The following is a 12,525-nucleotide window of genomic DNA, read 5'->3' as shown; positions in this document are numbered from 1 at the left end:
CATTTGTTCCATACTCATCAAAAACCGCCAATGAAAAATTTCTTTGGCGGTTTTTATTTGGTTGGCTCTCGGCATCCACCAATATCAAGCAAATAATAATCACACTAAATATTTACATACATCGGCAATTTATAAAAAAATTAGTTTTTACTCAAAAAATCGTCTCTACTAAACGATTTTTCTGAAAATTCAATCATCTTGAGCCTTTTGACGTTCGTATTCAATAGCAACTCCACAAAGTTCATTATACCACACTTCTCCAAACTTTCGAATCAATGGTTCTTTCAAAAACTGATAAACTTTTACACCCTCTTTACGCCCCAAAACTTCAGCTGCTTTACAAATTTTCCAACGGTTATAATTCACTGCAGTAAAACCACTATACTTCTTTGTTCGTATCGGATACAAATGACAAGATATGGGTTTATAAAAATCGATTCGCCCTTCCTTATACGCTTTTTCTATGGCACAATAACACATGCCATTAGCCCCATAACAGGTAAAAACACAATCCCTACCATTTACTATAGACGTAACCACATCGCCTTCCTGGTCGATATAAGCGACCCCTTGTTCTTGAATGACAGACTGTGCTGCAGGTAACAAATCATCCCAAATAACAGGTAATATCTCTTTAAGCTTTTGGCATTCTTCTTCCTCTAAAGGTGCTCCGGCATCTCCCTCAATACAACAAGCCCCCAGACAGGCTTCCAGATTACATACAAATTCCTTCTCAATAACATCGAGACTAACCAATGTATCTCCTATTTCCAACATAACAGGTTCCATATATAAAAATAACGGACAATGAGTAACGGCATTTATCCGCTGCCCGTTGTCCGCTACCATTTAATTATCGATAACTATTCAGTCTTTAATCAAACAACGTCCGGTCATCTCTTTCGGTGGAGTTATTCCCAATATATGACAAATTGAAGGAGCCACATCGGCCAATATTCCATTTTCGACTTTTGCGTCCTTATTATCTGTCACATACACAAACGGTACAGGATTCAAAGAATGTGCCGTATTCGGAGTTCCATCTTCATTCAAAGCATGGTCCGCATTACCATGATCAGCGATAATAATAGCTTCATAACCGTTAGCTTTAGCTGCTTCTATGGCATCTTTCACACAAGCGTCAACCGCTACTACAGCCTTTTCTATCGCTCCATAAACCCCTGTATGACCGACCATATCACCATTGGCATAATTTACAACGATAAAGTCATATTTATTCTCATTGATAGCCGCAACCAATTTCTCTTTCACTTCATATACACTCATTTCGGGCTTAAGGTCATAAGTTGCAACTTTAGGAGAAGGCACCAAAATACGATCTTCTCCTTCATATGGAGTTTCACGACCACCATTAAAGAAGAAAGTTACGTGTGCATACTTTTCCGTTTCAGCAATATGCAATTGCTTTAATCCTTTAGATGCTATAAACTCACCCAAAGTATTCACAACATTTTCCTTGTCGAAAAGAATATGAACACCCTTAAACGATGCATCATAAGGCGTCATACAATAGTATTGCAAGTTAGGAATCGTGTGCATACCAGCTTCAGGCATATCTTGCTGTGTAAGAACAATAGTTAGCTCTTTTGCACGGTCATTCCGGTAATTGAAGAAAATAACAACATCCCCATCCTTTATCGTTCCGTCAAAGTTCGCATTCACGATAGGCTTTATAAATTCGTCAGTTACTCCCTCATCATAAGACTCTTGCATAGCTTGAACCATACAATCGGCCTTCTTGCCCACACCGTTTACCAGTAAATCATACGCCTCTTTTACCCGTTCCCAACGTTTATCGCGGTCCATAGCATAATAACGACCAATAATAGAAGCTATCTTGCCTGCACTCTTATCGCAATGTGCATACAATTGTTCTATAAACCCTTTCCCACTTTTAGGATCAGTATCTCGGCCGTCCATGAAACAATGGATAAAAGTATTCTCAATCTGATACTCTTTAGCAATATCACAAAGTTTAAATAAATGTTCCAAAGAACTATGTACCCCTCCATCCGAAGTCAGTCCCATGAAATGGATATTCTTCCCGTTTTCTTTAGCATATGTAAACGCAGAAATAATTTCCGGATTCTTCAATATACTATTATCAGCACAAGCCCGGTTAATCTTAACTAAATCCTGATATACAACACGTCCCGCACCAATATTCAAATGTCCTACCTCCGAATTTCCCATTTGTCCGTCAGGCAAACCTACATTTTCGCCCGAAGCTTGTAATTGAGAATTAGGATAGTTTGCCAGCAAAGAATCCCAATAAGGAGTAGGAGTATTAAAGATAACATCATCCTTACCATGGTCACCTATTCCCCAACCATCGAGAATCATCAAAAAAGCTTTCTTGTTCATTTGTGTATCTGTTTTATAGTTTTATATCCTATTCTTTAACCGGGTACAAAGGTACGAAAAAGTATGCGATATTCAGAAATATAACAGATTATTTGACGACCTTAAAAACAGTACCATCTACGTTTACAATGTACACACCATTTTGTTGAATTAAAATTAATCGGTTTGTCATCTCCTGTACCAATAATTTCCCCTCCAGATTAAAGACTTTCACGACTTCTTCTGCTTCACTTTTCACAATAAACCCTTCAGAAGTCTGCAAGATACATTTTGTCGATTGTGACACATCTTCAATTTCAGTAAAATCGGTCTGAGCAAAGGTAAATTTACTTCCGGCATACGACTGGTCCAAAGCTTGCACTCCAACAGTATAATTACCTGCTTCGGGAACAGACATAATATACTCTTTCACAGTCGAAGATAGTGACGTCTGAAGGTCAGTCCCTACCTTCACTCTCCCAGTTGATATATCAGAAGGAATCATCATCCACTCTTTTCCTGTTTTATTATTTTTTAAATAGATATTATAGCGCAAGGCTTCCGTAGGTGTAATATCGTCAGTTGATTCACCCCATGAAATATAGATTTTTCCTTCTTTTTGTACAATATTTACTTTAGATGGAGCACTTGGAGCTCTATTATCGGACAATCCAGCCTCTAAAGGCCGATTTTCATAAATTCGTACTGGAGAACCATAGGCATCTCCGGTATCTGACCCTTTATATCCAGCAATCACAACGTCTATATTATTATCTCCATTCACATCTCCCATATTTATTCCTCCGTCTTTAATCGAAATCAACGGAAAATCTTCATCCAAAATAAATCTTTTTTTATCATCCTGATAAAAAACACGAGTCAAGTCTTTTGTCCCGTCATAACCATGAGCAATCAAATCCATACGTCCATCATTATTAAAATCCGCAATCAATAAATTTGCTTTATTCATAAGCGTTATTCCATTCGCTTCAGACTCAACTAACGTAAATTCAGGAAGCCCAGTCTGAGAATTGACCGTATTATAATAAATCGAAGAGTAGCGTACCCAATTATCACCATGACCAGTAACCAGAATATCCAAATCTCCATCTCCATCTAAATCGGCCAAAACAGATTGGCTTTCGAAAGAACCCTCTATGTTAGAAGGTGTAATATCTTTAAACGTCCCATCCTGCATATTTTTATAAATTCGAATCCCCCTCGATACATCACTATACCCAGTATAGAATATATCGAGCCACCCATCATTATCTATATCCCCAAACATAACCGAACCATTTGAAGCTCCATGAAAAGTTCCCGGGATATCTCCATCTTTCGGAATAGCATTCTGCTGTAATATAAATTTCCCCGAACCCTTATCATTTTTATATAAATCGATTCTCCGAGTATTATTTATATCATAGCACATAATAAGAATATCATTATATCCATCATGGTCATAGTCCCCGATTGAGATAGTATTAAAATACATTTCATCACACTCCTGTACCAAACCTGTATTTCCTACTTTTTGAAACATATAATCATTTTCCTTCCCCATATTCCGGTACAGCAAAGCATATTTTTCACTCATAGGGAAACGCCAATCTCCCCCTTTTCCGACTAAGAGTAAATCTAAATTCCCATCATTATCATAATCAAAAAAAACGCTGTTTGTCCATATCGATTGTTGGATATTCGCATCATATTCCTGTACTAATGAAAAAGTACCATCTCCATTATTTTTTACCAATGCTGCCAATTCATTCCAAACATGCCAATCTGCAAACCCTCCCGGGTCGCTTATTTGATTGACATATTTACCAGGACCATCATACTCATATCTAAACCAATTAAAATGTGCTTTTCCCTCTTCCTCTACCGTATTATAAGAATATATACCTACCCTCGGACCTTTCCAATCGCTCGACTGTAACGAATAAGAAGACTTACACTCGATATAAGTCACATTATCCAAACTATAATAAAGCTGATGATGATTTGTATTTCCGTTTAAATATACCTTAAAATAAAGAGTATTTTCTTGCGTCTCGATAATTTGCTCGGCATCGCCATTCATCTCGACATAAATATAATTTTTACCGCCCTTTCGTTCTACCCCGATTGCATTATATTGACTACCTGCACAAAATAATCCAGCACGTTGACCATCAGCCAAATCATTACAATCTACCTCTGTTGATGCCTCTCCATAATATCCCATTATTTTCTGAGTAAACATATTTTTGGAAGCTTTCAGATGAGAAGCTTTCAATGCTCCGACCGTCAAATATCCGGGTTTCTCGGTAAGTGACCATTTCTCTCCCACCGGATTATGGTTCATTTGCCACTGAATTGCCAAACTCGGTGTCAAAAACTCATCACTCGTCTGCGGACCATAGACTGCAACATCTTTGCCTGTTACAGGTTTGGTCCACTCTTTTACCGGTTCTCCAATACCATTCCCATCTATATCGACCCCAATCATTGGCCAATCGTCTTTCCAACTCACCGGTTGCAAATGTACGACTCTCCCTTGAGGATCTCTCGACTGAAAATGATAAAACCACCATTCCCCATCCGGAGTATCGACCAATGCCCCTTGATGTGGCCCGTTCACTTTACTAACACCGTGTTCTAAAACAATCTTTTTTTCATAAGGTCCATATATATTATTAGAACGTAATATGGTCTGCCATCCGGTAGACACTCCTCCTTCTGGAATGCTGATATAATAATATCCATTTTTTTTGAAAAGCTTTGTACCTTCTGCTGTGGGTCCATTATATACTTCTTTTCCATCGTCCAATAACTGAGTCCCATCGGCACTCATCTTATGTATGATAATAGGGCCTCCGCCTAACTGGCTTCTTCCTAAATATGCTTGCCCATTATCGTCCCACAAAGGGCAAGGATCTTCCCAGCCACTAACATTTTTTACATTGATTAAAGGAGCCCATGGCCCAGCCGGATTTGTTGCTGTAGTCATAAATAGCCCTTCATCAGGAGTGCAAAAATATATCCAAAACTTATTATCATAATATCTGATGGCTGGAGCCCATGCTCCCCCTCCATACCGGTCATTAGAATCATATTCTGGGAAATCGATTTTATTGTAAACTTGCCCGATAATTTTCCAGTTCACCATATCTTCTGACTCCAATACCGGAATACCCATATAATGAAATTCAGAACATATCATATAATACTTTTCTCCCACACGAATGACATCCGGATCAGAATAATCGGCATTAAGAATAGGATTTACATATTTACCATTCCCTTGATCTCCCCAACGGGTATCTTCCAACACCTCTTTCAAATACCAACCTGTCGAACCTCCTAAATCCTGTCCTCCATAAAACAAATCCAAATAACCATTATTCGTAAAATCAGCCATAACCGGACGAGCTCGGTGAGAACCAGGAAACAAATCCTGCACCTTTTCATCCTGACTACCTAACCGATAAAAATACGTTTTTTGTTGTGCCTCCATTTTTACAAAAAACACAAACATCAACCCGAACAACAAAATCTTGTGCTTCATGATAAATCTTAATTATAAAAAGTTACATATAAAAAATCAGTACCTCAAAAGTAGATATCCTAACGTCTTTCCAGCATAACCAAATGTTGAAAAAAATGCCACAAATGTTGAAAGTTTTCTCTTCATATAGGTTTATAAATAGCTTTGTAATTATCTTTGTTCGAGACATACATACAATAAAATCATGAAAATCTACCCAACAATTCTAATACTATTATCTTTCTTATTCCCATCCTTACTACAGGCCGAGGAACACTACCTCTTTTCATCTATCAACAGTAGCAACGGGCTTTCCGGGAATAGAGTACATTGTATAACCCAACTACAAGACGGAAGAATAGTAATCATGACCGACGGGTTAGTCAATCTATATGACGGTACATCATTCCATTATTTACATATTGATGATAAAAACGTCTACCCTCTAAAAGATTATCACGGATATTATCATCCTTATGTAGAAAATGGGAAATATTTATGGCTTAAAGACTATCAACGTTTATTGCTATTCGATTTGGATAAAGAATGTTTTGTCCCAAACTTAGAATATTTTCTGAAACAACAAGGAATAACAACTCCTATATCAAATTTTTTCGTCGATTCTAAAAACCGATATTGGTTTCTGACTCAAAAAAATCAACTTATCTACAAAGACCCCGATTTGAACAACACAAAAATATTTATTTCGGATTTGACCTCCCTATCAGAAAAAACAGACAAACTATTAGAGCTGTCAACCTATGAAGACCAAGTCTTCCTCTCTTTTCAATCAGGTCAAACAATTTGTTTAAACCTCAATACCAAAGAAAAAATCTTTCGATACAATCCATTATCCAAACAAGGAAGAAAAAATCTCAGACAAGTTATATTCACCATCCAACATCGTCAGTACCTCTACCAAATACACAATGGTTCCGAAGGAATCCTGTTACGATACAATATAGAAAAAAAATCATGGGAGACTCTGCTACAACAAAATTATTGGCTGAATACTTTATCTATAGACCTCAACGGAGACATTTGGCTCAGTTGTGAAAAAGGAATATGGCATATTGATAAAACTCTACATAAGAAAGAATTTATTTCTCAGATTCATTTAGTCAACGGCCAAACCATAGAAACGGCAGTAAATACCCTATTTTGTGATAACCAAGGAGGAGTTTGGCTCGGAACTTCCAACCGCGGGCTCTTTTACTACCATCCCAACCGGTTCAAATTTAAAAATATCGGGAAATCATCTTTCGGTATCGACAGTAAAAAAGAATTCCGAGTAAATTGTTTTATCGAAAAAGATAGCAACATTCTGGTCGGAACTCCAATAGGATTATTTCAATACAACCCGAAAAACTCTCTTATAACACGATATAAAAATATTCCACACAAAATACAATGCTTCAGCATGCTGAAAGACCAAAAGAGCCAAATATGGATATGTGCTGCCGAACAAGGGCTTTACTGTATAGATGACAAAAAAATCAAAAACTACACATTCTCTCCTCATAGCGTCTTCTACATGTACGAAAACCCAGACGGCTCATTCTTTCTCTGCCTGGGACATGGTTTTGGCCTCTTTACCCCCGAAACCGGAATATATAAACCTATAAAAGGGACAAAACATCTGAATGTTATCTACCAAATAGCCGAATTTGATAACAACTCCCTGATAGGACTTTCCGACGCTGGAATATTCATCTTCGATCGAACAAAAAAAATATTGCAGCTTACACAGACCTTCGATAAACACAGACCTCCTATATTCCAGCAAAATAATTTTCGGTATGATTGTCTATACACTGATAGCCGGGGACTAACTTGGATAGGAACCCGGGACGGACTCAGTGTATGGAATCCCCAAAAAAAGAAACTACAAATGTTCCATACAGAAAACGGACTCGTTAACAATCGCATCCAAGCAATACAAGAAGACCTGAATCGCAATATTTGGGTTTCCACATCTGGGGGAATCTCCCGTATCGATATAAAAAAAGAGAACGATTCATACCGATATTTATTCTCCAACTACAATCAATACGATGGTATAATCGATAACGAATTCTTTGAAAGAGCGGCATATTGTACCCCTTCAGGACTCCTTTTATGGGGTGGAATAGATGGATTCAATGAAATCTCCCCCCAGAAAATACAAAATACATCATCTTTATTACCCAAACCATTGTTCACAAAACTTTTCATATCGGGAACAGAAATACGGCAAAATGAAAAATACGACGGAAAAGTTTTACTGAAAAAATCTATAACAACTACCACAGAACTGGAATTAGCACATAACCAAAACTCCTTTAGTTTACAATTTACAGCATTAAATTATATGAACCCAACACAAACATTTTATCGGTTCAAATTGGAAAATATGGATAACAGTTGGAGAGAGATAGCTGGAGAAAATGGCATAGGAAAGGCCAACTATACCAATTTAGCTCCAGGAAACTATATCTTTAAAGTATATGCAGCCAATAATAAAGATTGGGGAAAACACTATGCTGAACTTAAAATCAAAATCACTCCACCTTTTTATAAAACCACTCTGGCATATATTACGTACATTATCGGAATATTGGCACTTTTTTACTTGTCAACGTCATATTATCTAAAAAAGAAAAAAAGAAAACTGGAAAAGCAACAAATAGAAAATTTAGACAAAATGAAATACCGCTTTTACACCAATATGAGCCACGAATTACGAACACCTTTAACCCTCATTCTTACTCCATTAGAAATCCTGATAAAAAAAACAGCAGAAATAAGCATCCGGCAACAACTGGTTGGAATCTATCGTAATGCAAAAGAACTACTAACCATAGTTAACCAATTACTCGATTTCCAAAAATTAGAAACAACAGGAGAAACTCTTCGTTTGAGTTATTGTAATATTAATGAATTACTTAACAGCATCTGCCTTCCATTCAAATCTCTGGCACAAAATAAAGCTATCTCATTCGAGTGGAAACAAAACACTGCAAATCTCTTCCTATATGTCGATAAAGACAAATTACACAAAATAATCAACAACCTACTTTCAAATGCCTACAAATTTACACCAAAAGGTGGATATATAAACGTATCATTGAATAAATGCTACATGCCCGATAATACAACCGAGGCTTTCTCTATACGAGTGACCGATACAGGGTACGGCATACCTTCTAAAGATATTCCTCTCATATTCTCAAGATTTTACCAAAGTAACAACTCCAAAGAACTGAATACGGGAAGTGGCATTGGTTTACATCTGTCACAAGAATATGCCAAACTCCATAATGGTATCATACTGGCCGAAAGCAAACCCAATAAAGGCAGTACATTTACAGTATATATCCCGACAAACTTGCAACCGGAAATATCTGAAACAAAAACACATCTCGTTGATAAGAAACATACGTTATTAATCGTCGAAGACAATATCGAATTCCAGGACTTTCTGTGTTCTCAACTGACTAATCAATATTCCATACTGAATGCAAGTAACGGACAAGAAGGTTTAGAAAAAGCTATAACCGGTCAACCCAATATAATCATCAGTGATGTTATGATGCCCGAAATGAATGGATTCGAATTGTGCAGTAAACTCAAACAGAATATCCAAACATCCCACATCCCCATTATTTTACTTACTGCACTCTCTTCCGACGATGAGCAACTCAAAGGCTATGGAGCAGGAGCGGATGCATACATTTCCAAACCTTTCAATATGGAAATATTGCAACTCCGAATACAAAGTCTTATCGACCAGCAAGTAAAATATAAGGAATTATTCAAGAAAGCTATTATTATACATCCAGAATCGGTAACAACTTCGAATATCGATGAAAAATTAATCCGGGACGCTCTACGTTGTGTCGAGAAAAACTTAAATAATCCGCTATATTCTGTAGACCAGTTCGGAAAAGATATGAATATGGACCGAACAGGACTTTATCGTAAACTTATGGCCATTGTAGGACAGTCCCCAGTTGCTTTTATCCGGACTGTCCGGCTCAAACGTGCAGCACAGTTGCTGAAACAAGGATATACTGTATCTGAAGTTGCCGACATGATCGGCTTCGGAACTACCAGCTACTTTAGTAAATGTTTTCAAGAAGAATTCGGCATAAAACCCTCGCAATATGCCAAACAAGAGAAAAGCAATTAAAATATATTCTCTTTTGTGTTGCACATGGTTACTCTATAAAATAAAGGCCGCTTTGAAAATTTTCAAAGCGGCCTTTATTTTGCCTTTGACAGAAAAAATTATATTCTTTTTTCTTTGATACGGGCTTTCTTTCCGGTAAGGGCACGCAAATAGTACAATTTAGCACGACGCACTTTACCGACTTTATTTACAGTAATGCTATCAATGAACGGAGAATCCATTGGGAAAATTCTTTCCACACCTACATTTTCCGACATCTTGCGAACTGTAAAACGCTTTTTGTCACCGTGTCCCGAAATACGGATAACAACGCCCCTATACTGCTGGATACGTTCCTTGTTACCCTCTTTGATACGGTATGCAACAGTAATAGTATCTCCGCTTTTGAATTTCGGATGCTCTTTACCGCTGGCGAATGCTTCTTCTGCAATCTTAATAAAATCCATTTTTAATAGCTATTTAAAATGTTTGTACTGAAACGTAATATAACAGGTCTCTCTTTCCTGACAGAGATTACGAAAAGCGGTGCAAAGAAACAATATATTTGTCAGAAAACCAAATAGAAGCAAGAGAATTTTACAATAATAGTTAATACTCGTTTAAAAGCCTGTTCAAATTCTATAGAAACTTTTTTCTTTTATTTTCATTCTCTTTACAATACAAATAGATAGTTTTCCTCTTCCCAGATAAACCACCGCAGTAAATAAATAAAAGTTAATAAGTGACCAATAGCTTCTCCCCCAAACAAAGTTTTCTTATTTTCGCAATACTTAACCGATAACTGAATAATTCTTATTATATATGAATACCTTTTCTCTGTCTCGGAAAAGTCCGTTCAAAACCATATTTAAATACGGGCTTTTATTCTTTGCTTTCGGCTTATTTTCTCAAGCACAAGCTATTGATAAAACGATTGTTTTTATTCATACAAACGATACACACAGCCAAATCGAAGCTATTTCTAAGAATGCATCTAAAAACGCCGACATGGGGGGGGTATTACGAAGAAAAGCTTTTATCGACAGTGTGCGTGTTGCCGAAAAAAATGTAATCCTTGTCGATGCTGGTGATTATGTACAGGGAACTCCTTATTTTAATTTCTTCAAAGGGAAAGCCGAAATCGACCTGATGAACAAAATGGGCTATGAAATAGCTACTTTGGGCAATCATGAGTTCGACAATGGAGTAGAAGCCCTGACTCAAATGTTAACTCCTGCCAAATTTGACATCGTTTCGGCCAACTATGATGTCAATAACACTCCTTTAAACACTCTGGTAAAACCATACGTGATAAAAGAGATAGACGGAGTGAAAATAGGGATTATTGGCTTATGTGTAGACCCCAAAGGCCTAATCGATAGTAAAAACTGTGAAGGAATCATTTACAAAGACCCCATAAAAACGGCTAACGAACTGGCTGCTAACTTAAAAAAATCGGGAGTAGACCTGATTGTCATTCTTTCCCACTTAGGATTAGAAACAACCCCAGGAGATAAGGAATTGGCCGCAGCCAGTAAAGATATAGATATTATAATAGGCGGTCACAGCCATACTTTACTTTCAGAAGCCATTAAAGTAAAAAACCTTTCGGGAAAAGATGTCCTTATCGGACAAACCGGAAAAAGCGGATTAAATATCGGACTCATAAAAGTCAAACTCAAAAAATAACCAATTCAGAGAAACAAATATGAAAACCATACTATACACACTACTGTCGATATTTCTGACATTTACAACATCGTGCAATTCGCCGCGTTACCGCGTTATCGAAACAGAGGGACACACTATACCTATGGATAGTTTGCAGAAAGAGACAAATGATACAGACTTCATTGCAGCCGTAGACAATTATAAAGCTCAAGTCGACAGTATTGCCAATCAGGTTATCGGTCATTCCGCCATTTTCATGGATATACAGAGGCCGCAAAGTCTTTTATCAAACTATACATCAGACTTACTATGTGACAAAGTCAGCGAATATTCCAAAGAAAAATGTGATTTTGCTATTATGAATATCGGTGGCATACGCACCTCCTTAAATAAAGGGGAAATTACGATAGGAGATATTTTTAATATATTTCCTTTCGAAAACTCCTTATGCTTGATAAAGCTAAAAGGAAATGATGTAAAAAAGATATTCGAATCAATCGCTTCCCGCGAGGGTGAAGGCGTAAGCAAAGAAATACAAATGACCATCACTTCCGATAATAAAATCAAGAATGTGACGATAAACGGGAAAAATATCGATGATAATCGGATATATACGATAGCCACCATCGATTATTTGGCCAATGGCAATGATGGCATGGATGCTTTCAAAAATGCGACAGAACGCAAAGATATACCCGTACATTTAAGAGATGCAATGCTCGATGAAGTTAAAAAACAGGAAGCTGCAAGTAAACCATTGAACTCTAAGATGGATAATCGGTTAATATATGAGAAATAAATCCTAAAACAA

At 37.1% G+C, this 12,525-nt stretch carries 7 protein-coding genes; 3 read left to right on the top strand and 4 right to left on the bottom strand.

Features of this window, described 5'->3' with window-relative positions; genetic code table 11:
• Positions 1 to 189 precede the first annotated feature (189 nt).
• The 3 genes from BN2628_RS11940 to BN2628_RS16855 all read right to left on the bottom strand — a co-directional run bounded on the left by BN2628_RS11940 (position 190) and on the right by BN2628_RS16855 (position 5,914).
• On the bottom strand, positions 190 to 777 hold the full coding sequence (locus tag BN2628_RS11940; protein WP_055100326.1) for a DUF3109 family protein: 588 nt from the start codon (positions 775 to 777) through the stop codon (positions 190 to 192).
• A gap of 90 nt (positions 778 to 867) precedes the next feature.
• The gene (gene gpmI, locus BN2628_RS11935) at positions 868 to 2,385 is read right to left on the bottom strand and encodes a 2,3-bisphosphoglycerate-independent phosphoglycerate mutase (protein WP_055097409.1); all 1,518 of its coding nucleotides are present in this window, start codon (positions 2,383 to 2,385) and stop codon (positions 868 to 870) included.
• Between the two features lie 88 nt (positions 2,386 to 2,473).
• Positions 2,474 to 5,914, bottom strand: a complete 3,441-nt coding sequence (locus BN2628_RS16855) for a family 43 glycosylhydrolase (RefSeq protein WP_074024162.1) — start codon at positions 5,912 to 5,914, stop codon at positions 2,474 to 2,476.
• Positions 5,915 to 6,098: 184 nt separating this feature from the next.
• On the opposite strand from BN2628_RS16855, the gene BN2628_RS11925 reads away from it, so the two are divergent.
• On the top strand, positions 6,099 to 10,064 hold the full coding sequence (locus BN2628_RS11925; RefSeq protein WP_074024159.1) for a hybrid sensor histidine kinase/response regulator transcription factor: 3,966 nt from the start codon (positions 6,099 to 6,101) through the stop codon (positions 10,062 to 10,064).
• Positions 10,065 to 10,162: 98 nt separating this feature from the next.
• On the opposite strand, the gene rplS is transcribed toward BN2628_RS11925, so the two are convergent.
• Positions 10,163 to 10,510: a 50S ribosomal protein L19 gene (rplS, locus tag BN2628_RS11920; protein WP_021930844.1), complete on the bottom strand. Its 348-nt coding sequence runs from the start codon at positions 10,508 to 10,510 to the stop codon at positions 10,163 to 10,165.
• A gap of 355 nt (positions 10,511 to 10,865) precedes the next feature.
• On the opposite strand from rplS, the gene BN2628_RS11915 reads away from it, so the two are divergent.
• Together BN2628_RS11915 and BN2628_RS11910 are read left to right on the top strand one after the other, a co-directional pair.
• Positions 10,866 to 11,732 carry a bifunctional metallophosphatase/5'-nucleotidase gene (locus BN2628_RS11915; RefSeq protein WP_074024157.1) on the top strand — a complete coding sequence of 289 codons (867 nt, stop codon included), beginning with the start codon at positions 10,866 to 10,868 and terminating at the stop codon, positions 11,730 to 11,732.
• Positions 11,733 to 11,751: 19 nt separating this feature from the next.
• Positions 11,752 to 12,513, top strand: coding sequence for a 5'-nucleotidase C-terminal domain-containing protein (locus tag BN2628_RS11910; protein WP_074024154.1), 762 nt, complete (start codon positions 11,752 to 11,754; stop codon positions 12,511 to 12,513).
• Positions 12,514 to 12,525 lie beyond the last annotated feature (12 nt).

This window comes from Gabonia massiliensis (assembly GCF_001403595.1).
Taxonomy (GTDB): domain Bacteria; phylum Bacteroidota; class Bacteroidia; order Bacteroidales; family Coprobacteraceae; genus Coprobacter; species Coprobacter secundus.
The sequence above is the reverse complement of the archived record's forward strand: the minus strand, read 5'-3'. Positions and strand labels throughout refer to the sequence as shown.

Excerpts from the sequence above, each read along its gene's own strand:
- BN2628_RS11940 (WP_055100326.1), bottom strand. The coding sequence starts at position 777 with ATGTTGGAAATAGGAGATACATTGGTTAGTCTCGATGTTATTGAGAAG.
- gpmI (WP_055097409.1), bottom strand. The coding sequence starts at position 2,385 with ATGAACAAGAAAGCTTTTTTGATGATTCTCGATGGTTGGGGAATAGGT.
- BN2628_RS16855 (WP_074024162.1), bottom strand. The coding sequence starts at position 5,914 with ATGAAGCACAAGATTTTGTTGTTCGGGTTGATGTTTGTGTTTTTTGTA.
- BN2628_RS11925 (WP_074024159.1), top strand. The coding sequence starts at position 6,099 with ATGAAAATCTACCCAACAATTCTAATACTATTATCTTTCTTATTCCCA.
- rplS (WP_021930844.1), bottom strand. The coding sequence starts at position 10,510 with ATGGATTTTATTAAGATTGCAGAAGAAGCATTCGCCAGCGGTAAAGAG.
- BN2628_RS11915 (WP_074024157.1), top strand. The coding sequence starts at position 10,866 with ATGAATACCTTTTCTCTGTCTCGGAAAAGTCCGTTCAAAACCATATTT.
- BN2628_RS11910 (WP_074024154.1), top strand. The coding sequence starts at position 11,752 with ATGAAAACCATACTATACACACTACTGTCGATATTTCTGACATTTACA.